16 protein-coding genes are annotated in these 17531 nt (G+C 40.7%); 5 read left to right on the forward strand and 11 right to left on the reverse strand.

What is annotated here, in order from left to right:
- Positions 1–91 precede the first annotated feature (91 nt).
- Both EP1_RS12260 and EP1_RS12265 read right to left on the reverse strand, forming a co-directional pair.
- Positions 92–2167 (reverse strand): DNA topoisomerase III, encoded by a 2076-nt coding sequence (locus tag EP1_RS12260; RefSeq protein WP_067627847.1) that lies wholly within the window; start codon positions 2165–2167, stop codon positions 92–94.
- Positions 2106–2477: a DUF1033 family protein gene (locus tag EP1_RS12265; RefSeq protein ID WP_067627850.1), complete on the reverse strand. Its 372-nt coding sequence runs from the start codon at positions 2475–2477 to the stop codon at positions 2106–2108. Before EP1_RS12265 ends, EP1_RS12260 begins: the two co-directional genes overlap by 62 nt.
- Before the next feature lie 242 nt (positions 2478–2719).
- On the opposite strand from EP1_RS12265, the gene EP1_RS12270 reads away from it, so the two are divergent.
- Both EP1_RS12270 and EP1_RS12275 read left to right on the forward strand, forming a co-directional pair.
- A complete protein-coding gene (locus EP1_RS12270; RefSeq protein ID WP_067627853.1) occupies positions 2720–3967 on the forward strand; it encodes a multidrug efflux MFS transporter in 1248 nt (415 codons plus the stop codon).
- A 60-nt stretch (positions 3968–4027) separates the two neighbouring features.
- Positions 4028–4276 (forward strand): hypothetical protein, encoded by a 249-nt coding sequence (locus tag EP1_RS12275; protein WP_245630618.1) that lies wholly within the window; start codon positions 4028–4030, stop codon positions 4274–4276.
- A 68-nt stretch (positions 4277–4344) separates the two neighbouring features.
- Here the strand turns inward: EP1_RS12275 and EP1_RS12280 are convergent, their stop codons facing one another.
- Both EP1_RS12280 and mnmA read right to left on the reverse strand, forming a co-directional pair.
- On the reverse strand, positions 4345–6090 hold the full coding sequence (locus tag EP1_RS12280; protein WP_067627857.1) for a carbon starvation CstA family protein: 1746 nt from the start codon (positions 6088–6090) through the stop codon (positions 4345–4347).
- A 193-nt stretch (positions 6091–6283) separates the two neighbouring features.
- A complete protein-coding gene (gene mnmA / locus EP1_RS12285; protein WP_157065597.1) occupies positions 6284–7402 on the reverse strand; it encodes a tRNA 2-thiouridine(34) synthase MnmA in 1119 nt (372 codons plus the stop codon).
- A gap of 171 nt (positions 7403–7573) precedes the next feature.
- Between mnmA and EP1_RS12290 the strand changes: the two genes are divergently transcribed.
- Together EP1_RS12290 and EP1_RS12295 are read left to right on the forward strand one after the other, a co-directional pair.
- On the forward strand, positions 7574–7948 hold the full coding sequence (locus tag EP1_RS12290; protein WP_067627861.1) for a GntR family transcriptional regulator: 375 nt from the start codon (positions 7574–7576) through the stop codon (positions 7946–7948).
- Positions 7948–9312 carry a PH domain-containing protein gene (locus EP1_RS12295; protein WP_067627864.1) on the forward strand — a complete coding sequence of 455 codons (1365 nt, stop codon included), beginning with the start codon at positions 7948–7950 and terminating at the stop codon, positions 9310–9312. Before EP1_RS12290 ends, EP1_RS12295 begins: the two co-directional genes overlap by 1 nt.
- Positions 9313–9357: 45 nt before the next feature.
- Here EP1_RS12295 and EP1_RS12300 read toward each other — a convergent pair whose 3' ends face one another.
- The 6 genes from EP1_RS12300 to EP1_RS12325 all read right to left on the reverse strand — a co-directional run bounded on the left by EP1_RS12300 (position 9358) and on the right by EP1_RS12325 (position 14329).
- On the reverse strand, positions 9358–9963 hold the full coding sequence (locus EP1_RS12300) for a metallophosphoesterase (protein WP_067627867.1): 606 nt from the start codon (positions 9961–9963) through the stop codon (positions 9358–9360).
- A gap of 114 nt (positions 9964–10077) precedes the next feature.
- A complete protein-coding gene (locus EP1_RS12305) occupies positions 10078–10722 on the reverse strand; it encodes a hypothetical protein (protein ID WP_067627870.1) in 645 nt (214 codons plus the stop codon).
- Positions 10723–10973: 251 nt separating this feature from the next.
- Positions 10974–11321 carry a DUF1831 domain-containing protein gene (locus EP1_RS12310; RefSeq protein ID WP_067627873.1) on the reverse strand — a complete coding sequence of 116 codons (348 nt, stop codon included), beginning with the start codon at positions 11319–11321 and terminating at the stop codon, positions 10974–10976.
- Positions 11322–11384: 63 nt separating this feature from the next.
- A complete protein-coding gene (locus EP1_RS12315; protein WP_067627876.1) occupies positions 11385–12530 on the reverse strand; it encodes a cysteine desulfurase family protein in 1146 nt (381 codons plus the stop codon).
- A gap of 164 nt (positions 12531–12694) precedes the next feature.
- Positions 12695–13666, reverse strand: coding sequence for a ribose-phosphate diphosphokinase (locus EP1_RS12320; RefSeq protein ID WP_067627879.1), 972 nt, complete (start codon positions 13664–13666; stop codon positions 12695–12697).
- Between the two features lie 105 nt (positions 13667–13771).
- A complete protein-coding gene (locus EP1_RS12325; protein ID WP_067627883.1) occupies positions 13772–14329 on the reverse strand; it encodes a hypothetical protein in 558 nt (185 codons plus the stop codon).
- A 141-nt stretch (positions 14330–14470) separates the two neighbouring features.
- Between EP1_RS12325 and EP1_RS12330 the strand changes: the two genes are divergently transcribed.
- Positions 14471–16378 carry a M13 family metallopeptidase gene (locus EP1_RS12330; protein WP_067627886.1) on the forward strand — a complete coding sequence of 636 codons (1908 nt, stop codon included), beginning with the start codon at positions 14471–14473 and terminating at the stop codon, positions 16376–16378.
- 256 nt (positions 16379–16634) lie between these two features.
- Here the strand turns inward: EP1_RS12330 and EP1_RS12335 are convergent.
- A partial coding sequence (locus EP1_RS12335; protein WP_067627889.1) for a cation:dicarboxylate symporter family transporter occupies positions 16635–17531 on the reverse strand: 897 nt, incomplete at its 5' end.

Genomic DNA, 17531 nt, shown 5'->3' on the forward strand with positions numbered 1-17531 from the left:
CCTAAAAAAGTTATTACACCAACAAAAAAAGATGACTTCAGCTTTCCATTTGGAAAGTGAAGTCATCTTTTTATATCATAGCCCGTTACGTTTAGTCTTGCTCTTTCAGCGCGGCTTTTAAAGCTGCGGCTAAAGGACTTTCCTGTGGTTCTTCTTGACTGTTGACTTTTTTTAATAGCCGCCGTTCTTCATGTTTCGTCATTTTTTTCGAACGTTCTTTTTTGTCTAACATTTTTTCTGTCGTTCCATCGTATTTACAGCGGAAGTATGAGCCATTCTTGCCATCGATGATCTCCATTTTACGGTGACACTGTGGACAGCGATGGTTGGAGACCTTGGGATCTTTACGGCGACGGTAATTACATTCAGGGTTAGTACAATTGTAAATTTTTCCATCGCGAGTATTTTTTTCCCGTAGTGGCGAACCACACTCTGGACATTTTTTTGCCGTAATTGAGAAGTCTTGGTATTTTTTATCGCTATGTTTGACTTCACTGACTAATTTTTTCGTATCCGCTTCGATTTCCTGCAAGAATTGCTTACTGCTATATTTACCATCAGCGATCGCTTCTAATTGCTTTTCCCATTTCTCAGTCAACTCTGGTGTTACTAGCGATGGATTCACCAGTTCCAGTAATTGCTTGCCCTTAGGTGAAACCATTAAGCCGCTAGTCGTTCGCTCCATCAATTCTGATTTGATCAGTTTTTCAATGATTTCCGCACGAGTTGCGGGAGTTCCTAGACTATGTTTTTCCATCTGACCCAATAAGGTCCCTTCATTCAATGGTTTGGGTGGAGTAGTCAACGCTTTTTCAATCGTAAAATTCGGTACAATCTTCATACCATCAGACCACTGAATCGTTTTCTTTGCTTCTTCAACCGTTTTCCAGCCAGCCACTAAAACTTTATTTTGGCGGAAAGTGAAGGTTTCTTTTTGAAACGTCACGGTGACTTTTTGCTGACTTTCTTTGTGAGCATCCGCAAACAATCCTAAGAAACGCGTCACGATCATATTATAGATTCGTTGTTCATCGGTGGAGAGCTTTTCAAAACGTGCTCGTTGTTCCGTGGGGATCAAGGCATGATGATCCGTCACTTTATTGTCTTGGAACACACGCTTTTGTTTTACTTGTGCGCCATTCTTAATATAAGTTTTGACTTCTGGTGCAAAATCACTGACCGCCTGCAGACGTTCCTTCATGGTTGCTTTCATATCATTCGTTAGATACTTGCTGTCCGTTCTTGGATAAGTGACGATTTTATGCGTCTCGTACAAACTTTGGACTAGCGACAATGTTTTCTTCGCGGAAAATTGATAACGCGCATTCGCTTCCCGCTGAATTTCGGTTAAATCATACGGCAACGGTGCCGGCTCGTTTTTTTCTTTTTCCGTAATATCAGTCACTGTCCCTTTTTGCTGCGACAATGCTTTGACTAATTGCTCTGCTGATTCACGTTCTGTGATAGCATAGGGATTTTTTTGATTCAGTTTGGCTTTCTGTCCATCGACTTCTAGAGAAACCACAAAATAATTTTGCGGCCGGAATTTTTCGATTTTCTTCTCTTGCTGACGCACCATCGCCAATGTCGGTGTTTGGACCCGACCAGCCGATAAACTATCTTCATATTTGACCGTCAATGCTCGCGTCACATTTAAACCTACCAACCAGTCAGCTTTTGCCCGAGCTAAAGCCGAGTAATACAGATTGTCATATTCTTTAGCTGGTTTTAGCTTTTTAAAACCATCTTTGATTGCTTTATCCGTTTGCGAAGAAATCCATAAGCGTTTGACTGGTTTTTCGAATCTCACATATTCCAAAATCCAGCGAGCAACCAACTCTCCTTCACGCCCAGCATCGGTGGCAATCACGGCTTCAGAAACATCTTTTCTTTTGGCCAACTGTTGGATGGCCTTTAACTGTCCGCGGGTTTTCGGCAACGGTTTGATTCCAATGTTCTTTGGAATCATCGGTAAAGTTTCCATCTGCCAACTTTGCCACTCTTTATTCAAGTCTTCAGGCATTTTTAAGCTCAATAAATGACCAAGGGCCCAAGTCACAATAACATTGGGTCCTTCAAAATAATTTTTATTCTTTTGATTCGCGTTAAGCACCTTGCTCAAGTCTCTTGCAACACTTGGCTTTTCCGCTATAATTAGCTGCTTCATAAAATTCCTTTCTACTGTCAACAGTCACTGGTTGACCATCCTTTAATAGCGCTAGACCCCAATACTGTTGCAAATAATCATCACACTCTTCGCACCAGCGTTCATCTTGGTCGTTCCAAAATGCGCTTAAATAATTATGTTTGGCGTTGCTATATGTATTAGTCTTTTGAAGTTCACTCCAGCGATCCTCATAAAAAAGCACTGCTTCGTCAAAGTCAGCAAAATTTTTGGTTTCTTGAACATCGGTTTGCCACTCTTCAAAAAACCACCAAGGTTCGTTATCACCATACATGGTAATTACTTGATACATCCCGCTCCCCTTCTTTCAGTTCAATCATAAGGATGATGGAATAAAAATTCAAGAAAAATGTTTTCGCCTACTATAACTACCTTAAAAAAATTCAATCCCAAAAATGTTTTTCAGAAAAATATTGTATTTTTTCTTAATTTCATTTTAACACAGAGCAGTTCAATTTTATATGACCTTTCCCCGAGTTATAATGAAAACCAACAATGGTAATTTCATAAAATTGAAAGAGGGCTTTTTTAAGTTTGAGTAAACTCAAAGATGCATTAGTTCAACCACGACCCACTTGGCAAAAAAATTTGATTGTTTTATGGTTTGGTACTTTTATGGCCGGGATTGCCTTTAGTCTCGTAATGCCTTTTATGTCCCTTTACATCGATTCATTAGGCAGCTACACCAATCAGCAGTTAAATTTCTGGAGTGGGATTACTTTTTCCTCAACTTTTTTGATCACTGCGATTGTTTCGCCTTTGTGGGGACGCTTAGCCGACCAAAAAGGACGAAAATTAATGCTGTTACGGGCTTCTCTCGGGATGGCAATTGTCATCGGGTTGATGGGAATCGTCGGCAATGTCTATCAATTGATTGGCCTGCGGCTATTACAAGGTGTTTTTTCTGGCTATATCAGTAATGCTACCGCCTTAGTTGCCACTGGAACTCCACGAGAAAAAAGTGGTCAAGTCCTTGGTACTTTGGCAACCGGTGCTGTCACCGGAAACTTACTCGGCCCATTAGTCGGCGGTGTGACGGCTTCAATTTTTGGCTATCGGCTGACTTTTTTTATTACTGGAAGTATTTTATTTCTAGTCTTCCTACTCAGCCTGTTCTTCGTTCGCGAAGAATTCACGCCAGTTGAAAAAAAAGATATGCTTCCGGCAAAAGAGATTTTTCACAATTTGAAATACCCTCATGTAGTTATCGGGATGTTTATTACGACGATGATCATTCAGGCTTCGAACAATTCCATCAGCCCCATCATTAGTTTATACATTCGACAATTAATGCATAATCAGGGGAACGTCACCTTGGTCAGTGGTATTATTGCCTCCATCCCCGGAATTGCTACCTTGATTGCTGCGCCTCGTTTTGGTCGTCTCGGCGATCGAATCGGCAGTGAAAAAGTCTTAGGTATTGGCTTGATTTTTGCGATGTTGGTCTTTCTACCGATGGCCATCGTTACCAATGTTTGGCAACTAGCCATTTTACGTTTTTTAGTCGGAATTTCTGATGCCTGTCTGTTGCCAGCTGTCCAAGCCTTGATTACTAAATATTCGCCTCATGATGCCGCTGGAAGAATTTTTAGTTATAATCAGTCCTTCCAAGCAGCCGGAAATGTTGTCGGGCCGATGATTGGTTCCAGCGTTTCCTCTATTTTTGGTTATCGCGGCGTCTTTATTTCCACCTCGGCATTAGTGTTAGTCAATTATCTATTAGTTCATCGCAACACCAAAGAAATTGCCGAAAAAGATCCACAACCGCAAGAAACTCATTAGCTTTCAAGACTTATTAATAGCAACTTTCCCTTTATTTTTTTATACTATTGAATGAAACTAATGAAAGAAGTGGATACTATGCTTGATGGACAATTAAAATTTTTAGATTTTTTCCTAAACAATACGATTGAAGGCAAAGAAGAAGAAGCAAAATCAATTTTGATTAAAAGTTTTGCCGATCAAGAAACCGATGCGTTAAGTCTCCAAGAATTTAAAAAAATTCAAGAAAAATTATTTCCTTTGATCAAACCTGAGAAATTAAACGAAGTTAAAGTTGCGATGGCTCATTTTGCTCAAAGTCTTTCATAAAACGAAGAAGACACTGCCAATCAGCAGTGTCTTCTTTATTCATTTAAACTAGCATTCAACCTAGCAACTTATTCAGCTACTCGGCTATCTGCAGCTTCAGTATCGACATTAACTAAAGAATGTAGACACTTGTTAGCCACCATTAAACCTAGACCTAATAATAATAAAGCAAATATCAACTGTAAGCCATCCGATAAGAAAACAAATTGACCCGCCGCTGGAACTGATGGAATTGTTACTACATACTCTGTCGCTTGAAGTAATTTAGTTACTAAGCCATAAATTGACATCCCTAGCGCAGTAAATGTGACTGTCAACATGATCCCCATCGGTATATAAAACATCACGCCTGATTTTTTTGACGTCTTCATATAAACAGCCACTGCAATCATCACCATCGCTGCCAATAATTGGTTGGCTGAGCCAAACAACGGCCAAACACTGTTGTAGCCACCTAGTGATAAAACAAAGCCCACACCTAAAGTGACAATCGTCGCTACATATTTATTGGTAAGTGCTTTTATTAACCCACTTTGTTCTTCTCCTTCTTCATAAAAGAATTCCTGCAGAGACATCCGTCCGATTCGAGCCACTGAATCCAATGATGTCAAAGCTAAAGCCGATACACACATGGTCATAAAGGCTTGAGCAATATTCAATGGCAGACCGAATTTTGTTAAAAAACCAGCAACGGAACCAGAAAAAATTTGAAAAGGTGTTCCTGCTGGTAATTGACCATTTTTAGCAACTGCACCAGCCACAACTAAAGCAACGACCGCTAAGACACACTCACACATCATCGCTCCGTAACTAATCGGACGCATATGTTTTTCATTGCTCACCTGTTTTGATGATGTTCCAGAAGAAACTAGGCTATGAAAACCAGAGACTGCACCACAAGCAACGGTGATGAATAGAATTGGGAATAAATACTTCACATTTCCAGTCGCATCTTGTACTGCAAAACCATTGAAAACATTCAATTTAACCATGGGTGCCTCAACCAAAAGTCCTAAAACGGCGGCGACGATCATACCTAACAGCATATACGTACTCAAAAAATCACGTGGTGCCATTAACAACCAAATCGGCATGACAGAAGCTAAGAATAAGTACGCAAATACAATCAATAACCAAGTCTGTTTATCCGCAAAAATGGGAAACATTATCCCAATAGCCAATGTCACCAATAGAACTACAATCCCAAAAATATGCATCGCAATCCCTTTTAAATGAACCTTTTTCATGAACAAACCAACTAAAACGGCAGAAACGATAAACAACATTGAAATCGAAGCGGCCGAAGCATTAGCCGTATTCACCGTAGCCGGTACATCTGGTGTCATTCCATTAAAAGTTGTCGCTACAATATCACCAAAGGCGGCGATAACTAATAGTGAGAACAACCAACAGAATAATAGGAATAATTTTTTACCCACTTTACCGATATATTTTTCAATGATCAACCCAATTGATTTCCCTTCGTTTTTCACTGAAGCATACAGTGCACCAAAATCATGAACAGCCCCAAAGAAAATCCCGCCAAATAGAATCCATAAAAATGCCGGTAACCAGCCAAACATGGCTGCAATAATTGGTCCAGTAACGGGACCCGCGCCAGTGATTGATGAAAACTGATGACTAAAAACCACAAACGCTGGTTCTGGTACATAATCCTCACCATCTTCTAAGGCAATCGCCGGAGTCACTGCTTTCGGATTAATTCCCCATTTTTTTTCCAACCATCGAGAATAAATAAAATAAGCAGCGACAAAACAAATAATTGCAAAAACCAAAAGAACAACACCATTCATAAACTCACCCAACTCTCTTCCATTTTTAATAATTTTTTAATTAGTATATTCCCACAATTAGATGGGTATGTAAAGAGAATCATTCCATTTTTCAAGAATTTTCTGTAAATATTTTTGATAAAAAGGTTCCATGTTCGAATTTACAACTAAAAAAGAGCCCACATTTCAATGTGGGCTCAAACTATCAACCTATTTAAATGTATTGTAATTCTTTAGTTGCTTGATAAGCATGATCAATCAAGCCGCCACCTAGACATTCCATGCCATCATAGAATACAACAGCTTGTCCTGGTGTGATTGCACGAACAGGATCATCAAAGCTCACTTCTGCCCGATCACCCTCCAGTAAACGAACCGTTACTGGTACATCTTGTTGACGATAACGGAACTTCGCTGTACATTTGAATTCTTTTGGCCGATCTTCATTGGTTGTAAAATGAATTTCACTGGCATCCAAACTAGTCGCATATAACGCTTCATTATGGAAACCTTGTCCGACGTATAAGGTATTGGTTGATAAATCTTTTCCAACCACGAACCATGGATCGTTGGTTTTTCCGCCACCGCCGATTCCTAAACCTTGACGTTGACCGATGGTGTAGTACATCAAACCGTCATGGGTTCCCTTTTCTTCACCATCAAGTGTTACCATCTTGCCTTTTTTGGCAGGCAGATAGTTGCTTAAGAATTGTTTGAAATTCTTTTCACCGATAAAGCAAACTCCGGTTGAATCCTTTTTCTTAGCAGTTGCTAAGCCAGCGCGTTCGGCAATTGCGCGAACTTCTGGTTTTTGCATGCCGCCTAAAGGAAACAACGTCTTAGCTAATTGTTCTTGTGACAGTTGACTTAAGAAATACGTTTGATCCTTATTGTTGTCCACACCCCGCAGCATATGAACCACACCGTTTTCGTCTTTTTCGACTTGAGCGTAATGCCCAGTGGCCACATAGTCTGCCCCTAATTCCATTGCGTAATCCAAGAAAGCTTTGAATTTGATTTCTTTGTTACACATTACGTCAGGATTTGGCGTGCGACCGGCACGATATTCCGCTAAGAAATATTCAAAAACACGGTCCCAGTATTCCTTTTCAAAGTTGACAGAGTAATAAGGAATCCCAATTTGAGCTGCGACTTTCGCCACGTCCTTATAATCTTCTGTCGCGGTACAGACACCATTTTCATCAGTGTCATCCCAATTTTTCATAAAAATGCCGACTACATCATACCCTTGTTCTTTTAACAACAAAGCTGTTACCGATGAATCGACGCCGCCGCTCATTCCTACGACGACTCGTGTGTTGCTGTTAGACACAGTATCACCATCATTTCAAAATAGATTTCCGAAAACTCTACGATTTGAAGGTCGCAACTTTTCAGTAAGATGCATTATACAACATAAATCCTAAATTTTCGATAAATAATTCTTTTCTTTGCATTTTTGTATCGTTTGTATTAATATAAACAATACAAAGGAGGCCTTCAAATGATTTTAGAAATCGATCCTCATTCAGAAGAACCGATCTATTTGCAATTACGTAAACAAATTATTATTGGGATTGCTCGTGGCGAACTAAAACCGAACGAACAATTGCCTACCGTCCGACAATTTGCTGATGAACTAGGTGTCAACACGATGACTGTTTCAAAAGGCTACCAACAGCTGCGGGAAGAAGGCTATTTGATCACCGATCGGCGCAAAGGTACCTTGGTTGCTCCACTTCCTGTCACAGCAACGGAAAAAAATGAAGAAAACCTTACCTTATTGTTAGCCGAGCTTTACTTAGCCGAACCTGATGAGAAAGCTATTCAGAAAAAAGTTCAACAAATTTTGTCAAGTTTTAGAAAGGAAGATGCCTAATGCTATCCCCAATTATTTTAGCCGTTTTGATTTTTTGTAATTTCATTATGGCCTTTACCAGTTCTTTAGCCGCTAAACCCCATAACTATGTGATCATCGAAAATACTTTTCCAGCAGATAAGATTAATGATCCCAAGGTTTTGGCTTTTCGCCAAGCATATCGGAAGCGTCAGTTTCAATTGGCCTGGGGGTTAACTCTGTTAGATCTGACATTATTAATTCCCATGAAAGATTCTATTTTTATGATTCTATTTTTCGTCTTGTTGTTTATCACCCTAGGAGCTGGCTACTTACTCCAGATTCGTTATATTCGCAAAGGTCACCAACTAATCGTGGAAAACGACTGGCAATTGACCCCACAACCAGTTCAAGTCGATACAAAACTTGTGCTTGCGAAAAATCGTAAGTTGGTTTCACCTTGGTGGTTCGGTCTCGCATTTGTCCTGCTCTTATTATTAAATCTATTCCAGCTAGCAAACTTTACTTGGCTTTTATTTGCTATTTGTGGCTTCAGCCTCGTTTTATTTATTTTAGGTTGGTGGGCAATCCAGCGCCTGCCGGTCAAAGCTTTGACTAATGACGCTCAGATCAATCAACAATCCAATGATCTAACCAAATTCTATTGGTCGGCCTTCATGGTGGTTAGCAGCTTTTTCGTCATTTTGATTGTTTATATCCCGATGCTGACTATGAACATCAGTGACCGTTTCTTTGCATTTATGATGGTAGTAGAATTTGCGCTGATCTTCTTTTTCTGTGGCGCCACTTTCTATTGGCTGCTGCGCTTACGGCAGAAACAGGATCAACTGTTGTCCCAAACACCCAGTTTTCGTTATGCCGGGGATGATTATTATTGGCGCTATGGCCTCTACTGTAATCCCGCAGATCATCGCTTGATGCTGCCAGACCGAATCGGGATGAACTTGACAGTCAACCTAGGTCGAACTGGCGGCAAAATTTTAATGGCGCTTTTACCAGTTGTCCTGATCGGTGCAATGATAGTAACGGTCGTACCCTTGTATATTCTAGATTATCATCCAAACCCACTGACTTATGAAGCGAAACAAACAACCCTAAGATTGGATGGTCCATTGACTAAAGCCAGCGAAATCCCTTACGCTGAGATGAAGAATGTCGCTTTGATCAATCAGATGCCCGCGGCTGGAATGAAAGTCAGCGGTCTTGCTACCAATAATTATGCTATCGGCAGTTTTAAAGTTGAGGGCCAGCCGGCGACGCTTTTCGTTGATTATCAATCGCAACCCATTTTAAAAATTAGCACTAAAACGCGAGACTATTATTACACCAACAAAGATGCGGCTAAAACCAAACAGCTGTATCAAAAAGTTCTGGCACATCAATAAACAAAGAGCCCGCTTCAATTGAAGCGGGCTCTTTGTTTAACTGAATTATTTCAATTTCTTTATTTCGGCCTCTTTATACGCAGCGATTTCATCGATCAGATTTTCAGAAATCGGTGTACCAAAAGGTAGCGGCGTCTGTAAAAAGCCTCGTTCGGGAGCATCAACACCGACATTGATGTCTTCTGCAATCGGCATACTATAATTGTGAATATGACCATGCAAATTACGAATGTTTAATGTCTTGCCTAACAACATCGGATAATGGGTCAAATAATATTGGTGATGGTTAAATTTCACAATAACTCCTACATCATGAAATTCAAACTTGTCTTCGCCATTTGCCAGTTTGGGATCATGAGCCGCTAGATATTTAAAAAATGTTCGCGAATCATGATTGCCTTTAATAAAAACAATCTTCCCCTTTAACTGCACCAATTGAGCAAAAATCTCCGCAAAGCCACGCTCATACTGGGGATGCATCGCCACATCACCTAAATGATAAACCGTGTCTTTCTCATTTACTACCTCATTCCAAGCAGTAATCAGCTGTTGGTTCATTTCTTCCACCGTAGCAAACAAACGTGGTGCAAAATCATTATCGCCTAAAAGATTTTCATGAAAATAATGCGTATCTGAGATAAAGTATTTCATTCTAATCACCTACAAACGAATTCGAATTGTTTCTTCTATTCTACCATCTCTCTCAGAAAAATGCCCTTTTCCATTGTCAACTCATTCAATCTAACAATAAACAAGGCTATCAAGTTAAACTTGGTAGCCTTGTTTTTGCAAAAGTGCTTGGTATTTCAATTTTATAATCGTAAGGACAGCTTCTAACTGAGTCAGATCCTCTACTTTAGTCGCATCAAATTCCTTAGTTCGCTTAAATGATTTGCCGGTATCAATCAAATGGAAGACCTGATTCCACTGTTCAAACTCCGAAAGATTATTGAAGTTAGCCATGGGAAAAGCTGCCCCATCACAAATTTCCCACAAACGAAAAACCAAAAACGCGGTATCGATGACTTCTATCTTCTTGTTTTTTTTACTACACTTGATCAAGACTTTTTCCGGATTATATTTCAGATACCAATCTAATAGAATAAAAAAGCCTTCCCAGCGATACATATCTGTGAACATTTTTTGGGTATCCGGCATATCACGAAAAATCAAAGGAATCAAATACTGCTTTTTATATTTCCAGCAAGGAATCCCATCAATAAAATAATCCACATAGCGAGTTAAATAACTGTTACCTTGATAATTGCTAATGTAATAATCATCTATCCCATATTTTTGAAACGTTTTCGTCAAATAGGCACAGTCTTCAATGGAGACGGTCAGCCCAGACAAGAGACGAAAATCAGAGATAATTTTGTGATGCACGATTGTATGTATCTTGTGAACCAACTTCTCACCTTCGTTTCCAACAATTTCTTAATCTTAGTGTACCATAATCTACTAAATTATAAGCTCTTAAGCCTTAAAAAAATGATGAAAAAAAGGTGAATATCACAGTATGGAAAGCGAAATATAAATATAGTACCGTTAAATTAATGACCTGAGAGAAATAACCTGTTAATTTTAACTCATAAATAATTAGCTGATTTGCTTTTGCCCACGAAAAAAGCGAATCTTGACAGCCAAGATTCGCCTGATCTTTAAATTTCTTCTTTTACAAACAAGCCACGATCAATCATTCCATCCAATAAAAAATAAAATTTTTCTTGAACTAGCTCTTGTTTACTGTCTTTAAAAATATCGACGGCTTTTAATCCGTTGGCTGTCGTTACCGACATTTTAAAACTTTCGAGATCTTTAGCAACAGTGATTTTTAATTTGAAACCTTCTTTACTTTGGGGCGTCGCTTGTAAGGGACGAATTAATTGGAAATTACCGGAACTCGTTTCCGTAAAGCCGTTATCCCGCAATGTATATTTTTTGGCGGTTGGTGCTAATGCATAGGAATATTTTGATCCTTTGATTGTCGCTGTTTTCGTAAATGCCATCTGCTCACCTCATCTTTTATTCTTACATTCTTAATTATAAAGATAAGTAGCAGTCATTTCAATCTACTTTGTCAGTTCTTGGATGCTGTCCACTAGCTGTTCAGTAAAATAATCGACTTGTTCTAGCGTATTGCCATAACCAAAGCTAACTCGTAGTGATTCTTTAATTTCTGGTGCATTCTTGCCATACATCGCTTCTAAGACATGGGAGGGATCAATTGTTCCAGCAGTACAAGCAGAACCGGTCGAAACCGCGATCCCCTGCAAATCTAATTTCATCAGCAACAAGTCGTTGACGATTCCCTTAAAACGTAAATTCAAGACATGGGGCAATTTATTACTTAAATCTCCGTTCACCTGATAATCAATTCCCGCTTGATCTAAAGCCACCAAAATTTTCTGAGTGAATTGATCGTATAACTTACGCCGTTTTTCTCGTTCGTCTTCAGTTAACAGCTCGACGGCTTTGGCCATTCCACAAATACCGGCTAAATTTTCTGTTCCAGCGCGACGCTTCTCTTCTTGCTCGCCACCGCGCAGTAACGGTTGCAACTTCACTTGGTCGCTCTTAAAAAGGAAACCGACGCCTTTAGGTCCATTAATTTTATGCGCCGAGATACTTAAAAAATCAACCCCTAATTCATGGGGGCGAATCCATTGATTGCCATAGGCCTGAACGGCATCGGTATGAAAATATGCGGGATGCTCCTGCAAACGCTCGCCGATTTCTTTGATCGGCATCAAATTTCCGATCTCATTATTGCCGTACATAATCGATACTAATATCGTATCGGGTCGCAAAGCAGCCTCAAAGTCAGCCAATGAAATATTTCCTTTACGATCGACTGGCAAATAAGTCACTTCAAATCCTTGGGTTTCCAAATACTTCATCGTGTTGATCACCGCAGGATGCTCAATTTGAGTGGTAATCAGATGTCTTCCTTCTTGTTGACGGCCAAAAGCAGTCTCTAAAATCACCGTATTGTCGCCTTCGGTTCCTCCACTATTAAAAATGATCTCATGATATTTGACTCCGAGACTCTTTCCAATGATTTCCCGTGCCCGTTCCAATTGACCTGCGGCTTGCCGACCAAAGGAGTGGATACTTGAAGGATTGCCAAACGTTTCAGCCATGACTTCTGTCATCGTCGCTATGACTTCTGGATGCATGGGGCTCGTCGCCGCATGATCTAAATAAATATTTTCCACAAAACTTCGAACCTTTCTATAATAATGGCTTCATGAACGCGCTTAGCTTTTGAGCACCAAATAATTACGGTCCACATCAGCCATGCCGTTGTGTCGCTCAGCTATAAAACTTGTTCGTGAAGCCAGACATTAATTAATTTGTTATAAAGGGTGTTGTAGCCTTTTTATTTAAAATCTTTTCGTTCCATCGTAAACAATGGACTGACCGATTCATTTTGATGGATTCGCTTCAGTGCTTCCCCCATCAATTCTGCACAACTAATAATTGATAGTTTTTCAGGATGACGTTCGGGTGCAGTCAAAACAGAATCGGTAATACAAATATCTTGGATATCCGCAGCATCCAAATTCTCTTTTGCAGGAGGAGATAATAATCCATGGGAAGCACAAGCAACGACTTCTTTAGCGCCAGCTTTTTTCAATGTTTTAGCAGCATTAGCGAAAACACTGCCGGTATTTAAAATATCGTCCACCATGATACAGCAACGTCCTTCGACATCACCGATCACATAACCAGAATCAGGATTTCCTTCTTCTGCAACGTCAACAATCGCAATCGCTGTGTCTAAATACTCGGCTAAACTACGTGCACGTTGCACGCCGCTATTTTTCGGTGAAACGACTACATAGTCATCCCCCACCATGCCACGACGGCGGTAATAATGAGCAAACAACGGCATCGTAAACAGATTGTCCACCGGAATATCAAAGAACCCTTGGACTTGCACCGTGTGCAAATCAAGCGTTAAGACTCGTGTCGCGCCAGCATCCGAAAGTAGATTGGCCACTAACTTAGCGGTGATTGGCTCATGCGGTTTAGCTGTGCGGTCTTGTCTAGCATAGGCATAATACGGCAACACCACATTGATCGTTCGCGCACTTGCCCGTTTTAACGCATCAATCATGATCAATAGTTCCATGTAATAATCATTCACTGGCTCATTCGTCGATTGAATCAAATAAACATCAAAGCCACGAACCGTCTCTTCCAAGTTAATCGCAATTTCTCCGTCACTAAATTGTTTTACCGTACTTTTACCTAATGGCACGCCGCAAACAGCTGCGATTTTTTCAGCCAAGGGGCGGTTCCCGTTAAGGCTAAAAATTTTAAACTTATCATTACTTTCTTCTGACATGGTGTCCCTCCAAGTAGTTTTGTACCATCAGTTTAACATATTTTGTATTGGATGCCGCAGATTTTACTTTTTTCATGCGCCAGGCTCAAACTTATTTGTTCGGCTTTATGCCTTGCTTTTTTGTGGAACCAAAGAAATCGTCCCATTTCCCCATTTGGCAGGGATTACCGCAGCACTGTTCCCCCAATTATCGTGAATTTTATAAAAACGTTCGCCTGCTGCCGTCTCCATAAAACCATGGACCACCACCCAGTGATTCTTATAACTGCTACCACGCAGCTGTAAAAGTCCCAGCATAACTGGTTCACCATTCAAGATCCGTTTCGTTACCCGCTGCCAAGAACCAGCCGCGGTTCCCCGTGCCCGGTACGCTAGCCCGTAGCGCCGAAAGAAGCGGTTTAATCCAGTTGAAATTTGGAGCGGAACAGTCGGAAAATCAAGCGGCTGCAGAAGTGGCTGCAACACTTGAATCAATTTTTCGTTTTCCCCGCTCGCTTTTTTTCGTAGTTCGCATGGCAAAATATTCTCAGCCAACTGATCCTGCCAGTAAGCCAATAGAACACTGCTGGCGTAGGTTCCGCATAAGTAGCCACGCGGTGTTTTCCACTTTCGATACGTTTCAAAACTGTTAAGTTCGATCCAGCGATCTGTTGGATAAGTCATTTTTACTCATTCACACCCTTCTTTTAGTTAGAACCGTTACAGCCAAGATTTTCAAAACAAGGTTCTTTTCTATGGGTAACGCATTATTTGTTTTATTATAGTATAGACGGAAGAACAAATACAAAGGAGCTGTAAATTTTCATGGATAAAACAAAAATCAAAACGGATTTATATGAAGCTGTCAATGGCGAGTGGATCGAGCACGCGACGATTCCAGTAGATAAACCGGCCACCGGTGGCTTTCAAGATCTAGTGGATGAGATCGACGATTTATTACTTAGGGACACTAAAAAAATGAGCGAAAATGCTGCTCTGATCCCAAATAATTTAATGCGTGAGTACATCACCTATTTTCAACTAGCTAACGATTATCAAAAACGCGATCAAGATGGTGCTACACCACTGCTCCCCATCTTAAATCAAGTGGCTGAATTGAAAAATTTAGCCGATTTGGATCAACAGTTGAGCAGTTGGATGCTTAAAGGTCTGCCTTTACCATTTGGGCTAGATGTTGATGCTGACATGAAAAACACAAAAATTAATGCTTTATTTGCTGGCGTACCGAGTTTGATCTTACCTGATAAGACCTACTACGAAACGGATCATCCGCAAGCACCACAGCTTTTGGCAATTTTTAAAGAAATGACTTTGAAACTTTTTGCTTTAGCCGGCTATGAAGTCGATCAGGCCGAAAAAATTACCGATGAAGCCTTGCAGTATGATCGCTTATTAGCCCCTCACGTAAAAAGTGCAGAAGAAAATGCCGATTACAGCAAAATGTATAATCCCGAAAGCGGTGCTGAGTTTGTCAAACACAGCCAACATCTTGATTTGAACAATTTACTAGTAGGTTTGGTCGGTGAAATTCCCGAAAAAATTATCGTGACCGAGCCCGTTTATTTTGAAAAGCTTAATGATTTAGTAAATCCAGCGACCTTCCCGCAAATGAAAAGCTGGATGCTAGTCATGACGATCAATGCCTTGACTGCTTACCTCAGCGAAGAATTCCGACAAGTCGGCGGTAGTTACAGCCGAGCCCTTTCTGGCGCGCCAGAAGCTCGCCCACAAGAAAAAGCGGCCTTCTATCTTGCTTCTGGACGTTTCGATCAAGTTGTTGGTGATTATTACGGCAAAAAATATTTTGGTGAACAAGCGAAAAAAGATGTCGAGCAGATGGTCCAACGGATGGTCAGTATTTACCAAGAACGTTTAAACAACAATACTTGGCTCAGTCAAGCGACTCGTGAAAAGGCCATTACTAAACTGGAAGCACTGGGAATCCATGTGGGTTATCCAGCAACGATTCCGCCGATTTATTCACAATTCAAAGTAATTCCTGCTGAACAAGGCGGGACGTTGCTAGCCAACGCTCTTCATTTCAGCCAACTAAAACGCCTGGCTGATTATCAAAAGTGGAACCAGCCGGTCGAGCGCGCTGAATGGGAAATGAGCGCAGATACGGTCAATGCTTATTACCATCCATTCCGGAATATCATTGTCTTCCCTGCGGCGATTTTACAAGCACCCTTTTACAGCTTAAAACAATCCAGCAGTCAAAACTTTGGCGGGATTGGTGCCGTGATCGCCCATGAAATCTCCCATGCCTTTGATAACAATGGTTCACTTTTTGATGAGTACGGAAATCTGAACAATTGGTGGACAGAAGAAGATCAAAAACATTTCCAAAAATTGGCCGATCAAATGATTGCAGAATTCGACGGCCTAGAAATCGCGGGTGGAAAGGTCAACGGCAAATTGACTGTCTCAGAAAACATCGCCGATGCCGGCGGCTTAAGCTGTGCGTTAGAAGCTGCCAAAAAAGACGCCGATGTTGATCTAGTAGACTTTTTCATGAATTGGGCTACGATTTGGCGGATGAAGGCTCGCCCAGAATACACCCAATTACTCTTATCAATCGACGTTCATGCGCCGAACAAATTACGAGCCAATGTCCAAGTCCAAAATCTAGCAGATTTTTATCAAGTCTTTGATATCCAACCAAATGATGCGATGTACTTAGCTCCTGAAAAACGTGTCCGCATTTGGTAAAATAATCAAAACCACCCGTTCACACGGGTGGTTTGTTCTGCGTGATACTTCCATCTCCATTTTGTATATACGAAACTTTTATTATCCTTTTTTTATAAAGGTCCTCCTAAATTTGTTCGTGATGCGGTCGGGAAACCATCCTCAGTCTATCAATTTTGGGAGGCTTTTTTATACCTCGCTGGAACCACTCGCAGAGCAAGTAGTTTTCAGGACATATAAAAAACTTCCTCAAAGATTTCTGAGGAAGTTGGACAAACTATTTACTCTGTGACAATTTAATGCGATTTACTTTGCAAGTCACGGCGCTAGCGACAACGCCACCATTTAGATTAAGCGCCGTCCGTCCCATATCGATCAATGGTTCCACAGCAATAAAGACACCGACTAACCCAACCGGCAAACCTAAAGCAGATAAAGAAATAATTGCGGCAACTGTCCCCCCACCGCCTGTTCCGGCGATTCCAAAAGAAGTCAAAGCAATCACCAAACCGGCATATAGCAAAAATTGAGGGTCAATTGGATTGATATTTTGCGTCATCGCTACAATTGCAATTACGATCCCAGGATAAACTCCGGCACAGCCGTTCATCCCCATAGATGTCGCAAAGGAAGCGGCTAAACTTGAAACCCCGCGAGGAATATTTAATTCGTCCTGCATCTCGATGTTCATTGGCATCGATCCCGCACTGGAAGCCGTGATGAAAGCAAATGCCAACACCGGGAATGCTTTGGATAAATAACGAACGGGGGGCAACCCGCAAATCGTTAAAATTAACAACTGAATCAAAAACATTGCCAACATACCGATATATGCAACTGCAAAGAACTTAGCTAGTTTCAGCACGGCTGTAACATCATTATTAACAATCGTTGCAATCATAATAGTCAGTACAGCATATGGGGCATAAGAAATGAACAAACGAACTACCGACATGACAATTTCATAAGCGCTGTCGACAATGTCTTTAAATAATTTAGCTTCTTTGACTTTTTTGTCTTTAATCTTTAAATAAGCAATCCCTAAAAAGACAGCAAAGATTACAACTCCTAACGTTGCGCTAGCTCGTTGACCAGTCAAATCAAAGAACGGATTCGACGGGAAGATCGCAACAATTTTTTGGGGCATCGTTAGCGTTTGCTCCCCACCGGAAAC

Source organism: Enterococcus pseudoavium NBRC 100491 (assembly GCF_001544295.1).
Taxonomy (GTDB): domain Bacteria; phylum Bacillota; class Bacilli; order Lactobacillales; family Enterococcaceae; genus Enterococcus_A; species Enterococcus_A pseudoavium.

Coding starts and splice junctions, on each gene's coding strand:
- EP1_RS12260 (WP_067627847.1), bottom strand. CDS start 2,167: ATGAAGCAGCTAATTATAGCGGAAAAGCCAAGTGTTGCAAGAGACTTG.
- EP1_RS12265 (WP_067627850.1), bottom strand. CDS start 2,477: ATGTATCAAGTAATTACCATGTATGGTGATAACGAACCTTGGTGGTTT.
- EP1_RS12275 (WP_245630618.1), top strand. CDS start 4,028: ATGAAAGAAGTGGATACTATGCTTGATGGACAATTAAAATTTTTAGAT.
- EP1_RS12280 (WP_067627857.1), bottom strand. CDS start 6,090: ATGAATGGTGTTGTTCTTTTGGTTTTTGCAATTATTTGTTTTGTCGCT.
- EP1_RS12290 (WP_067627861.1), top strand. CDS start 7,574: ATGATTTTAGAAATCGATCCTCATTCAGAAGAACCGATCTATTTGCAA.
- EP1_RS12295 (WP_067627864.1), top strand. CDS start 7,948: ATGCTATCCCCAATTATTTTAGCCGTTTTGATTTTTTGTAATTTCATT.
- EP1_RS12300 (WP_067627867.1), bottom strand. CDS start 9,963: ATGAAATACTTTATCTCAGATACGCATTATTTTCATGAAAATCTTTTA.
- EP1_RS12310 (WP_067627873.1), bottom strand. CDS start 11,321: ATGGCATTTACGAAAACAGCGACAATCAAAGGATCAAAATATTCCTAT.
- EP1_RS12320 (WP_067627879.1), bottom strand. CDS start 13,666: ATGTCAGAAGAAAGTAATGATAAGTTTAAAATTTTTAGCCTTAACGGG.
- EP1_RS12325 (WP_067627883.1), bottom strand. CDS start 14,329: ATGACTTATCCAACAGATCGCTGGATCGAACTTAACAGTTTTGAAACG.
- EP1_RS12330 (WP_067627886.1), top strand. CDS start 14,471: ATGGATAAAACAAAAATCAAAACGGATTTATATGAAGCTGTCAATGGC.